This window comes from Pseudomonas sp. MWU349 (assembly GCF_017947325.1).
GTDB lineage: Bacteria > Pseudomonadota > Gammaproteobacteria > Pseudomonadales > Pseudomonadaceae > Aquipseudomonas > Aquipseudomonas protegens.
Map to the genome: position 1 here is coordinate 1,324,994 of NZ_JAFEVP010000001.1, position 17,251 is coordinate 1,342,244.

The following is a 17,251-nucleotide window of genomic DNA, read 5'->3' on the forward strand; positions in this document are numbered from 1 at the left end:
GGCATCACTCCTGGGCCTGGGCAAGGTGTCGGGCGGTGGCCAGCCGCTTGCGCAGCAACGACAGCACCCAGATAAAGCAGATAGGTACGAACACCACGCCGAGCAAGGTGGCGCTGAGCATGCCGCCGATCACCCCGGTGCCGATCGCACGCTGGCTGGCGGCGCCGGCGCCGGTGGCCAGGGCCAGGGGCACCACGCCGAGAATGAAGGCCATGGACGTCATGACGATCGGGCGAAAGCGCAGGCGCGCGGCCTCAAGCGCGGCGTCCTTCAGGCTGTGGCCCCTCTCCAGCAGCTCCTTGGCGAATTCGACGATAAGGATCGCGTTCTTCGCGGCCAAGCCGATGATGGTGATCAGCCCGACCTTGAAATACACATCGTTGGGCATGCCGACAGACATCACTGCCAGCACCGCGCCAAGGGCACCGATCGGCACGATCAGCATCACCGTCAGTGGGATCGACCAGCTCTCGTACAGCGCTACCAGCAGCAGGAACACCACCAGAATGGCCAGGGCAAACAGCTGCGACGCCTGGCCGCTGGAGACCTTCTCCTGATAGGACAGGCCGGTCCATGCGTAACCGATGCCCGCGGGCAGCTCGGCCGCCAGGCGCTCCATCTCCGCCATGGCCTGGCCGGTACTGAACCCCGGTGCGGCGTCGCCGGAGATCCGTATCGACGGATAGCCGTTGTAGCGCACGATCTGTACCGGGCCTTCCTCCCAGCGCAGGCTGACGAACGCACTGAGCGGCACCTGCTCGCCGCGGCTGTTGGCGACAAACAGCTTGAGCACGCTCTCGGGCGTCATCCGCTGGCCCTGCTCGGCCTGCACGACCACGCGCTGCTGGCGCCCGGCGTTGGAGAAGTCATTGATCACCGCCGACCCGAAGGCCGTGGACAAGGCGTTGTTGATCGACTCGAAGGCTACCCCCAGGGCACGGGCCTGTTCCCGATCGATGTCGACCCGCAACTGCGGCGCTTCGGCCAGGCCTTCCATCATCGCGTAGAGGATCTTCGGGTTGCTGTTGGCCTGTTGCAGCAGGTGATCACGGGCCTCGAGCAATGCCTGGCGCCCCAGCCCGCCACGGTCCTGCAGGCGCAGGGCGAAACCACCGGAGTTGCCCAGGCCGTCGATGGGCGGAGGCATCACCGCGGTGACGGTACCATCGCCATAACCGGCAAACGCCTGGTTCACCGCCGCGGCCTCGGCGGCCGCCGATTGGTCCTTGCCCCGCAGCGACCAGTCCTTGAAGGTAGGAAAGGCCAGAGCGGCGTTCTCGCCCATGCCGGAAAAGCTGAAGCCGGTGACCATGAAGGTCGCGGCGCCCGCCTCCCGGGAGATCAGGAAGCGTTCCAGGTCCTGGGCGGTGCTGGCGGTGCGCGTGCGGCTGGCCCCGGGCGGCAGTTGCACATCCACCATGGTGTAACCCTGGTCTTCCACCGGCACGAAAGACTCCGGAAGCCGCAGGTAGAAGAAGCCCAGCAGGACGATCATGCCCAGGTACACCAGCATATAGCGGCCCGCCTCGCTCACCAGCCGCGAGTTCATCTGCGAGTAGCCCTGGGTCAGGCGGGCGAAGCCTCTGTTGAAGGCACCGAAGAAACCGCGCTTCTCATGATGGCCCTGGGCAACTGGCTTGAGCAGGGTTGCGCACAGGGCCGGGGTGAAGGTCAGGGCCAGGAAGCCCGAGAACAGAATCGACACCGCCAGGGACAGGGAGAACTGCTGGTAGATCACGCCCACCGAACCGGACATGAAGGCCAGTGGCATGAACACCGCCGACAGCACCAGGGTGATGCCGACAATGGCCCCGGATACCTGGCCCATGGCCTTGACCGTGGCCGCCGCCGGCGACAGGCCTTCTTCAGCCATGATCCGCTCGACGTTCTCCACCACCACGATGGCATCGTCCACCAGGATGCCGATGGCCAGCACCATGCCGAACATGGTCATCATGTTCACCGAGAAGCCCAGCAGGTACATCACCGCCAGGGTTCCGGCCAGGCACACCGGCACCACGATCGTGGGGATCAGGGTGTAGCGCACGTTCTGCAGGAACAGGAACATCACCAGGAACACCAGCACCATGGCTTCCACCAGGGTGTAGATCACTTTCTCGATGGCCACTTCGACAAAGCGCGAGGTGTCATAGGGCACCGAGTACTCCACGCCCTCGGGGAAGTAGGCGGATAGCTCCGCCAGCCGCTGCTTAACCGCCGCGGCGGTCTGGATGGCGTTGGCCCCTGGCGACAACTGGATGGCACCGGCCACCGCCGGCTTGCCGTCCAGGCGCGAGGAGAAGTTGTAGCTTTCGCTGCCGACTTCCAGGCGCGCCACATCCGCCAGCTTGACCATGGAGCCGTCCTGATTGGCCCGCAAGACAATCCGCCCGAACTCCTGCGGATCGTCCAGGGTGCCCTTGACCGCCAGGGTCGCGGTCAGCTCCTGCTCGGAACTGCCGGGAGAGGCGCCGAAACTGCCGGCCGGCACCTGCACGTTCTGCCCGCGGATGGCGTTGCTCACGTCATCGATGGACAGGCCGTAGCCCACCAGCTTCTGCGGGTCGATCCAGACCCGCATCGCCGCTTCCGAGGAGAAGAACTGCAGCTTGCCTACACCGGGCACCCGGCGCAGTTCGTTGTTGATGTTGCGCGCGGCGTAGTCCCCCAGGAGCGTGGTGTCCGGGTTCTGCGCACCGTCCTTGTAGCTCAGGGCATAGATCAGCAGGAAGCCGGCGCTGGTCTGCTCCACCTCGATCCCCTGGGTGGTCACGGCCTGGGGCATGCGCGCCTCGGCTTTCTTCAGGCGGTTCTGCACATCCACCTGGGCCAGTTGCGGATCGGTGCCCGGCTCGAACGTGACCAGCACTTCGGCGATGCCGTTGGAGTTGTTGGTCGACTCGAAGTACAACAGGTTCTTGGCGCCGTTGAGCGACTCCTCGATCACGCTGGTGACCGAGTCCACCAGAACCTTCGCCGAAGCGCCGGGATAGGTGGCGGTCACCGTGATCTGCGGTGGCGCCACGTTGGGGTACTGGGCCACTGGCAGGGCTGGAATCACCAGCAGGCCGGCCAGGGTAATGAACAGCGCCATCACCCAGGAGAAGTTCGGGCGCTTGATAAAAAACAGAGACATTGCTAATCCTCGCGGCGCATTCAGGCCTTAATGACCCTTGGCCTGTTGCTCTTGCGCCGGCTGTGGCGCGACCTTGGTACCGGGCTGCAAACCCGCCAGGCCACCGACTATGACCTGCTCGCCAGCCTGCAGCCCCTCGCTGACCTGCCAGCGCGAACCCTGCATGGTCCCGGTGCGCACGCTGCGCGATTGCGCCCGCCCGTCCGCACCGACCACCAATACCCTGGCGTTGCCATCACTGGTGCGCTGCACGGCCCGCTGCGGTACCAGGATGGCCCGCTGGTCCGTACCCTGCGGGGCCCGGACACGCACATACATGCCCGGCAACAGCATGCCGTCGGCGTTATCGAACTTGCCGCGCAAGGCCACCTGGCCGGTGCCGCGATCCACGGCCACATCGGTGAACATCAGCGTTCCCTGGCGTTCGTAGGACGTGCCTTCGACACGAATCGACAGTGCCTGGTCATCCGTCGTCGCCAGGCTGCCGTCCTTGAGCGACTCGCGCAGGCGCAGGGCGTCGGCCGCCGACTGGTTGAAGTCGACATAGATGGGATCAAGCTGCTGGATCCGCGCCATCAGGGTGGCGTCGCCCTGCCCTACCAGCGCCCCTTCGGTGACCAGCGCCCGGCCGACCCGGCCGGATATCGGTGCGGTGACGGTGGCATAACCCAGGTTCAGGCGGGCCGTTTCCACGTCGGCCTGGGCTGTGCGCGTCGCTGCCTGCGCGCTGCGCAGATCGGCGTTGGCACTGTCGTAGTCCTGCTGGCTGACCGCTTCGATCTTCACCAGCGGCCCATAGCGATCGACCCGCGCCTGAGCCTCGAACACCACCGAGCGAGCCCGGGCCAGCTCGCCCTCGGCCCGCGCCAGCGCAGCCTTGAGCGGCGCCGGATCGATCTGGAACAGCAGGTCGCCGGCCTTCACATCGGCGCCTTCTTCGAAGCGCTGGTGCAGGACGATCCCTGCTACCCGGGCACGCACCTCTGCCACCCGCATGGGTTCGACCCGGCCCGGCAACTCCGATGCCAGGGCCAGGGGTTCGGCAACCACGGCCATGACCTGGACCGGATGCGGCGCCTCGGCCACCTGTTGCTCGTCCGCGGGGCCACACCCGGCCAGCAGCATGGCTGCCGCCAATGAACCGGCCATTTTTACTGCACGCAAATTGCCCATGAATCACCCGAGCCTGATGGAAAACGCTGCGGACGATACTTTTAAAGAGCAAATGAGTCAATTTAGTCTCATATGAAATTGTTTCGACCTATTGAAATCGTCCGCCGCGAGAGCCTGCCGAGCTTTCCCCGGCCTGGTGATAGGCAGGCTTGCGCAGGATTGTTAACCTCGGCGCACCGCGGCGGCGGCACCTACGGGGCAAGAGCCCAATGACCGCCGCCTGTTCCACTCCTCCTGCAAGAGAGCCCCATGGCCAACCAAGACCTGAGCTTCACCCCCGACCCGGACGCCGATTCCATTTCCTCCGACGTGGTCGGTTTCAACGGCATCCTGGTCTCCACCCAGATCCCCACCCGCGCCGATGGCAGCCTGGAACTGGGGGACATCACCCTGCAGAGCGAATGCACGCTGCAGGCGTTGAAAGTGGCCCTGGAGCGCGCCGGCAGTTCCATGGACCGGGTCATGCACCTGACCATCTACCTCACCGACATGGCCGATCGTGCGGCCTTCAATGCCGTCTACCAGCGTTTCTTCGCCAAGCCCTGGCCGGTACGTGCCGCGGTTGGCGTGGCCGCCCTGGCGGTGGAAGGCATGCGCGTGGAAGTCACGGCAATGGCCGCAAAAGCCTGAGGCAGCGCTTGAATCGGCGGCCACGCGCACGGCGTGGCCGCCACCTGGCAGCACACGGGTGCCGGGCAAGCGTTTCGCCGCTACAATGCGCGCCTTGACCCTGATAAGCCTGACTAAAAAAACATGTCCTTGCCCAAACATCACCTGGAACTGCTCAGCCCTGCCCGCGATGTGGCCATCGCCCGCGAAGCCATCCTGCATGGCGCCGATGCGGTGTACATCGGCGGCCCGAGCTTCGGCGCCCGCCACAACGCCAGCAACGAGGTGGGCGAGATCGCCCAGTTGGTGGAGTTCGCCCGCCGCTATCACGCCCGGGTGTTCACCACCCTCAACACCATCCTCCACGACAACGAGCTGGAGCCGGCGCGCAAGCTGATCCACCAGCTGTATGACGCCGGGGTCGATGCGCTGATCGTCCAGGACCTGGGGGTGATGGAGCTGGATATCCCGCCCATCGAGCTGCACGCCAGCACCCAGACCGACATCCGCACCCTGGAGCGAGCGAAGTTCCTCGACCAGGCCGGTTTCTCCCAGCTGGTCCTGGCCCGCGAGCTGAACCTCAAGGAAATCAGTGCCATCGCCGCCGAAACTGATGCCGCCATCGAGTTCTTCATTCACGGCGCGTTGTGCGTGGCCTTCTCCGGCCAATGCAACATTTCCCACGCCCAGACCGGCCGCAGCGCCAACCGTGGCGACTGCTCCCAGGCCTGCCGCCTGCCCTACACCCTCAAGGACGAGCACGGCGGCGTGATCGCCTATGAAAAGCACCTGCTGTCGATGAAGGACAACAACCAGAGCGCCAACATCCGCGCCCTGGTGGAAGCCGGCGTGCGCTCGTTCAAGATCGAGGGGCGCTACAAGGACATGGCCTATGTGAAGAACATCACGGCCTACTACCGCCAGCGCCTGGACGCGGTTCTGGAAGATCGCCCCGACCTGGCCCGCGCCTCCAGCGGCCGTACCGCGCATTTCTTCGTGCCCGACCCGGACAAGACGTTCCACCGCGGCAGCACCGACTACTTTGTCAGCGAGCGCAAGATCGACATCGGCGCCTTCGACTCGCCGACCTTCACCGGGCTGCCGGTAGGCACCGTGGAAAAGGTCGGCAAGCGCGACCTGCAGGTGGTGACCTTCGAGCCGTTGTCCAATGGCGATGGCCTGAACCTGTTGGTCAAGCGTGAGGTGGTGGGTTTCCGCGCCAACATCGCCGAGGCCCGTGGCGAGTTCGAAGAAGATGGCGAGAAACGCTATCGCTATCGGGTCGAGCCCAACGAGATGCCTGAAGCCCTGAGCCGTCTGCGGCCCAACCATCCGCTGAGCCGCAACCTCGACCACAACTGGCAGCAAGCCTTGACCCGCACCTCAGCCGAGCGACGCATCGGCCTGTCCTGGCTGGCCCGCCTGAGCGAAGCACGCCTGGAACTGACCGCCACCAGCGAGGAAGGCATCAGCGCCAGCGTCGCCCTGGATGGCCCGTTCGGTGTGGCCAACAAGCCGGAACAGGCCCTGGGGCAACTGCAGGATCTGCTGGGCCAGTTGGGCACCACCCATTACCACGCCACCAGCATCAAGCTGGACGCGCCCCAGGCCTACTTCGTCCCCAACTCCCAGCTCAAGGCCCTGCGCCGGGAAGTCATCGAAGCCCTGGACGCCGCGCGCATCGCTGCCCACCCACGGGGCTCGCGCAAGGCCGAAAGCAGCCCGCCGCCGGTCTACCCGGAGTCGCACCTGTCCTTCCTGGCCAACGTCTACAACCAGAAGGCCCGGGATTTCTACCACCGTCACGGCGTGCAACTGATCGACGCGGCCTTCGAGGCCCATGAAGAGCACGGCGACGTGCCGGTGATGATCACCAAGCACTGCCTGCGTTTCTCCTTCAACCTGTGCCCCAAGCAGGCCAAGGGCGTGACCGGCGTGCGCACCAAGGTGGCACCGATGCAACTGGTACACGGCGACGAAGTGCTGACCCTGAAATTCGACTGCAAGCCGTGCGAAATGCATGTAGTGGGCAAGATCAAGGGGCATATCCTCGACCTGCCACTGCCGGGCAGCGCCGCCGAGGCCGTGGTCGGTCATATCAGCCCCGAAGACCTGCTCAAGACCATTCCCCGCGCTGCGCACTGAGTGACCGGCGAGCGTGGCACCCAGGTGCCGCGTTCGCGTGCGCGGCACACCGGCCAGCTGGCGCCCATAGGCCGGTAGCGTTGTGTCCCGCAGCGCAGGCAGCGAGCCTGCGCCCTCAGGAGCCCGGATTGGTCACCTGGATATACACCGCCCAAATCCCCAGCAGCAGCCAGAACGCCGCGAACAACCAGGGCGAACGCATGGAAAACAGCAACGACTTGCGATAGCCCTTGTGGCTCGACTCGCTTTCGCAGAACAGCGGCGACTCGTCATAGGCCAGGCCCATCACCGGTTCGCTGTGCAGCAGGTGACTCTGCTTGAAATGCCAGTGATCGATGATCTCGTAGGCGGCCCTGATGCCGGGCCAGGCATTCAGAGAGCTGAGGATCCCCAGTAGCGCCAGAAAAGGCGGCACCGACAGGGTAAACAGCTTGCCCCATTCCGGATTGAGGTTGGCCATGCACGAGGCGAAGGCAATCACCAGGAATGCCTGGGCCGTCAGGTAGGCATCGGTGCGGTTGGCCAGGATGCTGGTTTCGTATTGGATCTCCCGGCGGTAGAAGTCCAGCCGTTCCTTGGGCGAGCCGAACATCTTGGCGTTGTGCTCGGTGATCTCGGCTTCGTCCACATGGGATGTAAGAATTCTTGGCATGTCGTGATCAGCCCGTCAGCGGGTTTGCTCCCCCGTTTTCAGCTTCTGTTGCGCTCGGCCGGCGCGTCCCGGTTCAGGGCCTTGGGGCCGATCACCAGCCATAGCAACAGCCCCAGCAGTGGCACGAAGATGATCACCACGATCCACAGCCCCTTGTTTTCTGCCCGCGCGCCGCTGCGCAGCAGGCTTGTGATGGCCCAGATCTCGGCCAGCAGCACGATCACGGCCAGTACCATCAACAGGTATTGCACTTGCATAAGATTCCTCCCGGTCTGTACTGCCTTAGTGCGGTGCAGGCGACGAGGGTTCACAAAGATTGCCGTGGGTGTGCATGGCGCCAGAAAGATCGGCGTCCTGTGACATCTGGATTGAATTTAACCGCTGTGGCAGCGGTCTATAGCGCGCCTCTTCATCGGCAAACAGGTATAGTTGCCGGCTTTATCGGCCTGGCTAACGCCGAAGTTTCGGGCCCCTTGGCCCCGTCAAGACATAGTGGATGTCGCGTGTTCGCAAGATTGCTTTTCATCGCATTGCTCCTGACCCTGTCAGCCTGCAGCTCCAACCCTTCCAACTCCGGCCCCCTCAAGGCCGGCGAGTACCGGGTCCAGCGCGGCGACACGCTGTATTCCATTGCCAGCCGCAACGGCACCAACTGGAAGGAAGTGGCGCGGCTCAACGGCCTCAAGGCGCCCTATACCGTGGAGGTCGGCCAGGTGCTGCGGGTGGGTGGCGCGGCCAGGACTACCCGGGTGGTTAGCAGCAAGTCGCGAACCACCGCCAGCAAGGGCCGAACAGCGCCCCCTGCCCCGGCCCCCATGCCCAAGGTCACCCTCAAGGGCTGGAGCTGGCCGTTGCGCGGGGTGCTGATCGGGCGTTTCTCCCCCACTGGCAAGCTCAACCAGGGCATCCGCATCGCCACCACCCAGGGCCAGCCGATCCACGCCACCCTGGGCGGCAAGGTGGCGTTCGCCGGCTACATGCGCGGTTACGGCAACCTGATGATTCTCCAGCACGGCCCCTCCTACACCAGCACCTACGCCTACAACAGCCGGCTGCTGGTCAAGGAAGGGCAGATGGTGATCAAGGGCCAGAAGATCGCCGAAGCCGGTTCCCAGGACACCGACCGCGCCCAGCTTTACTTCGAAATCCGCGCCAATGGCGTGCCGGTGGATCCGCTGCGCTTGCTGCCGCCGGGCTGAGTCGGTGCCGGGCTCCACGGCGCTCCTGCCCTCGATGTTCTCGAAAACCGCGGCCGTGCTCAATGCTAGGGTTTGGAGCAGGATGGTGAGCGCAACCTTGATCTCAAGGTCGTTGCCGGCTTGGGCCTGGCCAGCAGCCTAATGGCTCAAGGCAGGGAAACGAGCGTCAAGCTTCGCACCTGTCGCAGCCACACTCAGACGGTGCTGCGGGTGGGCGGCAGCGGCGAGTCGCTAGGCTCATCATGACGGGCGTCTTCCGACGGCTCGCGCGAAGCAATATGCAGGTCCAGCTTGCGCTGCACCTTGAACAATTCGGCGTCGGTGCGGATCCCCAGTTTTCTGAACGCGGCCTGCTTCTGCCCGCTGATGGTCTTGATGCTGCGGGAAAACTTGCTGGCGATCTGGGAGATCCGCAGGCCATCGAGAAAGCAGCGCAAGACTTCGTTTTCCTTGGGGGACAGGGTCTCAAGGCTGGTCAATGGCGGGCTGCCCGGCTCGGCGGCGGGGCCGATTGGCGGGTGCTGCAGGGCGAAAGCCAGCAACGGCGACAGATAGAGCCGCTTGCTGGCAACCGTGCGAATGGCCGGAATCAGGTCGTCCAGGGACTGTGATTTGCCGAGAAAGCCATTGGCCCCGATATCGATGATCTGCTTGACGAAGAACGGCGTCTCGGTGGCCGAGGACACCAGGATCAGCAAATGCGGGTATTTGTTACGCAACAGGCGGATCAGGCGCAGGCCATCCAGGTCGCACTCCTGCAACTGGTAATCGAGCACCAGCAAGTCCAATTCGGTATCACGCAGAGCCGATATCAGCTCACCACTGCTGGCGTACAGCCCCACCAGCTGGAAATCCCCCACACTCTGCAGCTGTAGCTGCATGGCCATGCGAATCAATGCATGATCGTCCAGCACTGCAATGCGCAAGGGCTTGTTGACAGCAAGTGACATAGCGCCTCCAGAACGTTCGATGGTGGTCTTCAGAACTGGATATTCCATCCTCTCAAGCCTCTAGTCCGAGTGGTCCTTGTCCACCGACTGTCACGGCCTTGCGACAGTCTTTCAGGTCACCAGTGCCGGGTACTCTAGAGCGCCGGCCGCCTCGCCATAACAAGAAACGTCTTGAAGTTTGCCAAAGAAAATCTTGAATCGAGGGCTGCGCGATCTATTCGGCTAGGGGTCGTAGCGTGGCTTTTCCATGTTCACCAGGCCATTGCTGGCCATGGCATAGTGCTCACCGCGCGCCAGGCTACGCAGCGCATCGACGTAGTCCGGCAAAGGCTGCGTCTTGGACATCACCCCATGCGCGCCCATGGCCTGTAGCTGCGCGGCGATTGCGGGATCGGGACTGTTCAGGAGCACGAGTACTTTCAGATCGGGGTAGCGGGTGCTCAAGCTCCGCACCAGGTGACACGGCTCGCGATCCATCAGATGGCCGATCATCAACACGTCCAGCTGCTCTTGCTCCAGTGCCTCCAGCATGTCGGCGAAATTGAAGAACTCGATCAGGCACAGAACCGACTGCCTGGACAGATGCGTATACAGGCCGTGACGCACAATATTATGTTGCTCCAGTACCCCTACCCTTAACTTCAACATCGCTTGGTTCGACCTCAGGAAAATAGTGGGCCGTCACACCGCTGGCGCAGTGCACTAGAATGCTGCCCGCCACTCAGGCTCGCCCTGTGCCAGCCTGAATGACAGCGCAAGATAGGCCCTGCGTTGTGGATGGGCTTTAGGAATAGTCTTGAATTGCATTGACCTGATCGAGATCGCTGCCAAGCGTCCGTCAACTCGAAGGAATGGATTCGAAAACAGGAATTTTCTTGGCAGTACTCGGGTTGCTTCCTGCTAGCCTGCCAGTGACATTCTGATGACCCTGAGGGGCTTATTCGGCATCATTTTCTTATTTGAGCTCTCCGCAAATCCGCCCTAGGTCAGAGAAAAATCTCAACCAGCCTCAGATTCCACCAAGGCGCTGACCGTTGTTGGCTCATTTAATTACCTAGATATTTTGATTCTGGATAACCTGGCATGAGTAAAAGTGTACTGATCGTCGATGATCACCCGGTAGTCTGTGAGGCGATTCGCAAAACCCTGGAGACTCAGGGCTACACCATTGTTGGCGAAACTGCCGACGGTATCAGCGCTCTGAACATGATCCTGTCGCTGAAGCCGGACATCGTGATCCTGGACGTCAGCCTGGAAAAAATGGACGGCCTCACGGTGCTCAAGCGCATCGCCCAGGCGAACCTGGATGTGCGGGTGCTGGTGTTCACCGCCCAGTCCGTCGACACCTATGCCATGCGCTGCCTGCAGGCCGGAGCCAGTGGATTCGTGAGCAAGAACGAGCCCTTGACCAAACTGCTCAAGGCAGTGGACACCATCGTCGAGGGCTATGTGTTCTTCCCAAAGAAGTCGATGCCGTTCAGCGATGGCGGCCGCGGCAAACACAGCAGCGACGTCCTGGCGGCGCTGACCAATCGCGAACTGGAAGTCCTCAAGCTGCTCGCTGAGGGCCTTACCAATCTTGAGATCGCCGAGAAACTGCACCTGAGCAACAAGACCGTCAGCGGCCACAAGATCAATATCTTGAGCAAGCTTGGGGTCACTTCGGTGGTGGATCTGGTGAACATCGCCAGGCAAAACGAACTGGTCTGAGTAACCTGATGTGAGGTTACTGCCGCGTCCGCTGTTTTTCGTATTGCTATTGTGGTTGGCCCTGCCGGTATTCGCGCAGGACAGGGTGAAGATCCGTGCCCGCCAGCCGCTGGACTTTCTCGACATTCGCCCCAGCATCAATGAGCAGACCTGGCTGCGTAACAAAGAGGCGCTGTTGGTCGGCATCGTCAGTGGCGACCTGCCCCCCTACCGGGAAATCAATCAGCGCCATGAACTCGAAGGCATAGGGGCCGACTACCTGGGCGCCTTGCAGCGCGAGCTGGCCATCCCCGTGGAAGTGCGCACCTACCCCAATACCGATGCCGCCTACCAGGCCTTGCGCAGTGGTGAGGTCGACCTGGTGGACAACGCCACCCAGGTGGAAGCCGAGGATTACCAGGTCCGGCTGAGCCCGAGCTATGCGGTCACCGAACTGGCCCTGTACGCCGAGAGCGGTGACCTGCGGGACTACCGCGCGAACATCTCCAGGACACGGATCGCCGCCACTAAAGGCATGGCCCTGGAGCTCTACCTGCGAACCGGTGGACGGGGCTTGATCCAGCTGTACGATTCCCCCCGCGCTGCAATGGGTTCGGTACTCGATGGCGATGCAGACATCTACCTGGGGGACTCGCTGTCTACCGGCTATCTGTCCAGCCAATTGTTCAGTGACCAGTTGGTGATCAGCCACAGCGCGCGCCTGCCGGAAATCCAGGTCGGGTTTGCCGTGGCCCGTGACAACACCCACCTGCAACAGCTGCTCGAGCGAGCCTTGGGCGGCATCAAGCGCTGCCAGGTAATATCGGCGCTGCAGATGTGGGGCGGTACCGGCAACTGCAATTCCAACAGCTTTCGCGAACGCCTGGACGCCGATCAGCGCCTCTGGCTGGAGCATGCACCGCCAGTGCGACTGGTGATCAGCGACGACCTGGCGCCCTATGCGTTTTTCAACAGCCGTGGGCTGTTCAACGGCATCGCCTCGGACCTTCTGGACCTCATCCGGCGCAAGAGCGGGCTGCGCTTCGAGGTCTCCCGGGTCGGCTCGCTCAAGCAGGTCGACACGCGCCTGCGCGAAGGCCGGGCGGACCTCAGCGTACTGGCCCGCGCCAACCCCAGGCGTTCGTCCTACCTGTACACCCGGCCCATCGTCACTACGCCCTATGTGATTGTGCGCAAGACCGACGCCCCGCCCCTGGCGCCGCTCAATCGCGACTCCATCGGCTCCGTGGCGCTTGCCTCCGGCTACCTGCAGAGCGAGGACCTGCGCGAGCGCTATCCCCGGCTATGGGTCCAGCAGACGTCCACCGTCGCCGAGGCCCTCAACCGGGTGCGCCAAGGCAAGGCGGACTTCACCCTGGCACCGGCCAACCTGGCCAACTACTACCTGTCCTTCAGGCTCCAGAACAGCCTGAAGATTCACGGCATGATGCAAGGCCAGGAAGCCCGGATCGCCTTCGCCGCACCGCAAAGCCAGCAACAGCTGATCGCCATCATCGACCAGGCCATGGCCGAGATCAGCCCTCAGGAGTACCTGCAGATCCTGGGTCGCTGGCGCGCCAGCGGCAGCACCGACGACAGCTACTGGAAAGGTGTGACGGCCTTCACCTGGAAAATCCTGGGCAGCCTGGGCCTGATGCTGGTGCTGGCAGCCTGGTGGATTCTGAGCCAGCGACGACGGATCATTCGCAAGCGTCTGGACCTGCTGCAGCGCCAGTTGATCCTCGACCAGTTGCGCGATGCCAAAGAAGCCGCCGAGCATGCCAGCCGCAGCAAGACGGTGTTTCTGACCACCATGAGCCATGAGATCCGCACCCCCCTGAGCGCCATCGTCGGCATGCTGGAGCTGGTGCTGACCCGTGACGACGACCGCGAGCTCAATACCCGCTCCGTGCATATCGCCTACGAGTCGGCGCAGAACCTGCTGGCGCTGATCGGCCATATCCTGGATATCTCGCGGATCGAATCCGGGCGCCTGACCCTGCGCCCGGAAGCCGCCAGCCTCAAGGACCTGATCGAATCGGTGGCCAATGTCTTCGATGGCCTGGCCCGCCAGAAACACCTGGACATCCACCTGCAGTTCGATGCCTGGGCCACCGCGCAAGTGTGGATCGATGGCCTGAAGTTCAAGCAGATCATCTCCAACCTGCTGAGTAACGCGATCAAGTTCACCGAACAGGGCCAGATCCATATCCGTTGCCTGGGCCAGGTGAAAGATGAACACTTTCTCAACTTCCATGTCGAAGTGCTCGACACCGGCCCCGGCATTCCGGCTTTGCAGATCCAGAAGATCTTCACCCCGTTCTTCGAGGTCGACAGCGTGGTCAGCAACCCCAACGCCGGGTCGGGGCTGGGCCTGTCCATCAGTCATTCCCTGACCCAGTTGATGAATGGCAGCCTGCAGGCCCAGAGCGAACTTGGCGTAGGTACCCGCATGACCTTCAATGCCTGTTTTCAGCGCGTTGCCGACGAGCGCAGCAGCGCCACCGACAACGCGGAACAAACGGTGCTCAACAGCACCGACCAGCCCCTGTGCGTGTTGATCGTCGAGGACCACCTGCCCAGCCAGTACCTGCTCAACCAGCAGATCAACTATCTGGGACACGAGGCCCTGATCGCCTACAACGGCCTGGAAGGCCTGGCCATGTGGCAGGAGCATGACGTGGATATCATCATCACCGACTGCAACATGCCGCAGATGAGCGGCCATGAGATGAGCCAGGCGATCCGGCGCATGGAGGGCCAGATGGGGGTGCGCCCCTGCACCATCATCGGCCTGACCGCCAGCGCCCAGCTGGAGGAACTGGAACGCTGCCTGGCTTCGGGCATGGACAATGCCCTGGCCAAGCCGATCAGCCTTGCCGGGCTGAACCGCCTGATCCCCAAGCTGAGCCTGACACCTCCCCAGGCGCAGAACACGGTGCCATCGTTGAACGGCGACATCCACGCCGCTCTGGCCGAGCACGTGATCAACAGCAACAACGAGGAGCTGCAAGCCTTGGGCAAGGCCCTGGCCAGTGGCAATCGCCAGGCCCTGAAAGCCATCGCCCACAAGCTCAAGGGCACGGCCTACCTGCTCAATGCCCAAGGTCTGCTGGAGCTGTGCGTCAGCCTGGAAGAACTGGTGGCCGAGGCGGCTCAGGAGCAGCAATTGTCCACCGCGGTGGCCCGCCTGGATCAGGCCCTGCGCGACCTCAACCAGTCATTGCAAGGGTACTGAGGGCTTGCTCGCAAGGCCCTAGCGACGCGCCACGGCACTGCGCTTCAAGGTCTGGCTCGGCAGCTCCTTGAACAGCGCCCGGTAACTGCTGGAAAACCGCCCCAGGTGCCAGAACGACCAGTGCATCGCCACCTCGGCCACCGTGGTCTCAGTTGGCCCGCGGCTGAGCAGTTCGCGATGCGCACTGTTGAGCCGGCGCAGGCGCAGCCAGTGGCTGGGGGCCATCCCGGTAAAAGCCTTGAACGCACTCTGCAACTGGCGCAGGGACACCCCGGCGACCTGGGACAGCTCCAGCAGGTTGAGGGTTTCCTCGGGTACGTCGGCGGCCCACTGCGCTACCCGTTGCATGATCCCCCGCTCCTCGCTGCGCCGTTGCAGGCCGCCGCGGTCCAGGCGCACGCAGGCGTTGTCGAGGATATACAGGCAGTCCTCCAGGAGCTGCTGGGTCAGGGCTTCGCGGCTGGGCGGGTCGAGGGTCTGGGACAGGCGGGTCAGGGTCGAACTCAGCCAGCGGCAGAACAAGGCGTTCTGCTGGCTGTTGAGGGGGGCCATGAACAGTCCGTCCAGACGCTCCACACCCAGGCCATGGCCGCGGACGAACTCCGGGCCGAACACCACCGCCACTTCCTGGTAGTTCTCCGGGGTGATCCAGATATTGCGGCTCTCGCCATTGAGCACGTACAGCGCGTTGTCGCTGCGGTCGAAACAGAATGCCAGGGCACCTTGGGGGGCACTGAAATTCTGCTCGACCCGGGTATTCATGCATTCCTCGTAGATCTCCACGCCCTGCAGGTCCAGGTAGCGCACCAGGCCGTTGAAATGGCCAGGGGACATCTGCTGGTAATGCTGGACCCAACCCGGAGTGGCACGGATCTGATCGGCGACATCGAAGGTGTTGAACGCTTGGACCTGAAGCGGATTGGACGCTGTCATTGGGGGACCTTGCGCACTCTTTTGGTGCGCTTTGGTGCTGCTTAAAGTGGATAGATGGAACAACAAGGCTCGCCCAAGATAGTCGCCAATGCGCCGCAGGGGAAGCCTTGCCGGGATACTCCCGCTCACCTCGGAGCAGATAAAACCAATCATCGAGGTCTTTATGAACGCCCCTTTCGATCAGCTTTCCTCCTGGCTGAAAGATCACAAGATTACCGAAGTAGAGTGCGTGGTCAGCGACCTGACCGGCATTGCCCGCGGCAAGATCGCACCCACCAACAAGTTCCTGCATGAGCGAGGCATGCGCCTGCCGGAAAGTGTCCTGCTGCAAACGGTAACCGGGGATTTTGTCGACGACGACCTGTACTACGAACTGCTGGACCCGGCCGATATCGACATGGTCTGCCGCCCCGACTCGTCATCGATCTACCTGGTGCCCTGGGCCATCGAACCCACCGCCATCGTCATCCACGACACCTTCGACAAATTCGGCAACCCCATCGAACTGTCGCCGCGCAACGTGTTGAAGAAAGTGCTGCAGCTGTACACCGACAAGGGCTGGAAGCCGATCGTCGCCCCGGAAATGGAGTTCTACCTGACCCAGCGCTGCGAAGACCCGGACCTGCCGCTCAAGGCTCCCCTGGGCCGCTCCGGCCGAGCGGAAAGCGGTCGCCAGTCGTTCTCCATCGATGCCGCCAACGAATTCGACCCGCTGTTCGAAGATGTCTACGACTGGTGCGAAGCCCAGGGCCTGGACCTGGACACGCTGATCCACGAAGACGGCCCGGCGCAGATGGAAATCAACTTCCGCCACGGCGACGCCCTGGACCTGGCGGACCAGATCACCGTGTTCAAGCGCACCCTGCGCGAGGCGGCGCTCAAGCACAACGTCACCGCCACCTTCATGGCCAAGCCGGTGGCCGACGAGCCCGGCAGCGCCATGCACCTGCACCAGAGCGTGGTGGACATCGACACCGGCAAGCCGATCTTCGTCGATGCCAACGGTGAGAAAAGCAAGCTGTTCCTGCACCACATCGGCGGCCTGCAGAAGTACATCCCCAAATTGCTGCCGATGTTCGCCCCCAACGTCAACTCGTTCCGCCGCTTCCTGCCGGACACCTCGGCCCCGGTGAACGTCGAATGGGGCGAGGAAAACCGCACCGTGGGCCTGCGGGTTCCGACCGCAAGCCCCGACGCCATGCGCGTGGAAAACCGCCTGCCCGGCGCCGACGCCAACCCCTACCTGGCCATTGCCGCCAGCCTGCTTTGCGGCTACCTGGGCATGGTCGAGGGCATCGAGCCCAGCGCTGCGGTGGAAGGCCGGGCCTACGAACGGCGCAACCTGCGCCTGCCGATCACCATCGAGGACGCCCTGGCGCACATGGAGGACTGCCCGACCATCGAGCAGTACCTGGGGCGCAAGTTCGTGCGCGGCTACGTGGCGGTCAAGCGTGCCGAACACGAGAACTTCAAGCGCGTGATCAGTTCCTGGGAGCGTGAGTTCCTGCTGCTCAGCGTCTGACAACC

At 63.2% G+C, this 17,251-nt stretch carries 13 protein-coding genes; 6 read left to right on the forward strand and 7 right to left on the reverse strand.

Going from position 1 to position 17,251, the window contains the following annotated elements; translation table 11 throughout:
- Positions 1-4: 4 nt before the first annotated feature.
- Together KCG88_RS05775 and KCG88_RS05780 are read right to left on the reverse strand one after the other, a co-directional pair.
- Positions 5-3,136, reverse strand: coding sequence for an efflux RND transporter permease subunit (locus KCG88_RS05775; protein ID WP_210711945.1), 3,132 nt, complete (start codon positions 3,134-3,136; stop codon positions 5-7).
- Between the two features lie 27 nt (positions 3,137-3,163).
- Positions 3,164-4,309 carry a MexC family multidrug efflux RND transporter periplasmic adaptor subunit gene (locus KCG88_RS05780; RefSeq protein WP_210711946.1) on the reverse strand — a complete coding sequence of 382 codons (1,146 nt, stop codon included), beginning with the start codon at positions 4,307-4,309 and terminating at the stop codon, positions 3,164-3,166.
- Between the two features lie 249 nt (positions 4,310-4,558).
- On the opposite strand from KCG88_RS05780, the gene KCG88_RS05785 reads away from it, so the two are divergent.
- Positions 4,559-4,939: a RidA family protein gene (locus KCG88_RS05785; RefSeq protein ID WP_015635583.1), complete on the forward strand. Its 381-nt coding sequence runs from the start codon at positions 4,559-4,561 to the stop codon at positions 4,937-4,939.
- A gap of 123 nt (positions 4,940-5,062) precedes the next feature.
- Complete coding sequence (locus KCG88_RS05790) at positions 5,063-7,063, forward strand: U32 family peptidase (RefSeq protein ID WP_210711947.1); 2,001 nt, start codon at positions 5,063-5,065, stop codon at positions 7,061-7,063.
- A 115-nt stretch (positions 7,064-7,178) separates the two neighbouring features.
- On the opposite strand, the gene KCG88_RS05795 is transcribed toward KCG88_RS05790, so the two are convergent.
- Together KCG88_RS05795 and KCG88_RS05800 are read right to left on the reverse strand one after the other, a co-directional pair.
- The gene (locus KCG88_RS05795) at positions 7,179-7,715 is read right to left on the reverse strand and encodes a hypothetical protein (protein ID WP_047286458.1); all 537 of its coding nucleotides are present in this window, start codon (positions 7,713-7,715) and stop codon (positions 7,179-7,181) included.
- A gap of 38 nt (positions 7,716-7,753) precedes the next feature.
- Positions 7,754-7,972 carry a PLDc N-terminal domain-containing protein gene (locus KCG88_RS05800; RefSeq protein WP_047286457.1) on the reverse strand — a complete coding sequence of 73 codons (219 nt, stop codon included), beginning with the start codon at positions 7,970-7,972 and terminating at the stop codon, positions 7,754-7,756.
- A 246-nt stretch (positions 7,973-8,218) separates the two neighbouring features.
- Between KCG88_RS05800 and KCG88_RS05805 the strand changes: the two genes are divergently transcribed.
- Positions 8,219-8,914, forward strand: coding sequence for a peptidoglycan DD-metalloendopeptidase family protein (locus KCG88_RS05805; protein ID WP_199522603.1), 696 nt, complete (start codon positions 8,219-8,221; stop codon positions 8,912-8,914).
- Positions 8,915-9,108: 194 nt separating this feature from the next.
- Here KCG88_RS05805 and KCG88_RS05810 read toward each other — a convergent pair whose 3' ends face one another.
- Both KCG88_RS05810 and KCG88_RS05815 read right to left on the reverse strand, forming a co-directional pair.
- Positions 9,109-9,864 (reverse strand): response regulator transcription factor, encoded by a 756-nt coding sequence (locus KCG88_RS05810; protein WP_047286455.1) that lies wholly within the window; start codon positions 9,862-9,864, stop codon positions 9,109-9,111.
- Between the two features lie 222 nt (positions 9,865-10,086).
- On the reverse strand, positions 10,087-10,470 hold the full coding sequence (locus KCG88_RS05815) for a DNA-binding response regulator (RefSeq protein ID WP_348984524.1): 384 nt from the start codon (positions 10,468-10,470) through the stop codon (positions 10,087-10,089).
- Between the two features lie 477 nt (positions 10,471-10,947).
- On the opposite strand from KCG88_RS05815, the gene KCG88_RS05820 reads away from it, so the two are divergent.
- Complete coding sequence (locus tag KCG88_RS05820) at positions 10,948-11,574, forward strand: response regulator transcription factor (protein ID WP_047286453.1); 627 nt, start codon at positions 10,948-10,950, stop codon at positions 11,572-11,574.
- Between the two features lie 85 nt (positions 11,575-11,659).
- The gene (locus KCG88_RS05825; protein WP_348984525.1) at positions 11,660-14,791 is read left to right on the forward strand and encodes a transporter substrate-binding domain-containing protein; all 3,132 of its coding nucleotides are present in this window, start codon (positions 11,660-11,662) and stop codon (positions 14,789-14,791) included.
- Between the two features lie 18 nt (positions 14,792-14,809).
- Here KCG88_RS05825 and KCG88_RS05830 read toward each other — a convergent pair whose 3' ends face one another.
- On the reverse strand, positions 14,810-15,724 hold the full coding sequence (locus KCG88_RS05830) for a helix-turn-helix domain-containing protein (RefSeq protein WP_047286452.1): 915 nt from the start codon (positions 15,722-15,724) through the stop codon (positions 14,810-14,812).
- Between the two features lie 163 nt (positions 15,725-15,887).
- Between KCG88_RS05830 and KCG88_RS05835 the strand changes: the two genes are divergently transcribed.
- Positions 15,888-17,246 carry a glutamine synthetase family protein gene (locus tag KCG88_RS05835; RefSeq protein WP_011061241.1) on the forward strand — a complete coding sequence of 453 codons (1,359 nt, stop codon included), beginning with the start codon at positions 15,888-15,890 and terminating at the stop codon, positions 17,244-17,246.
- The last annotated feature ends 5 nt before the right edge of the window (positions 17,247-17,251 follow it).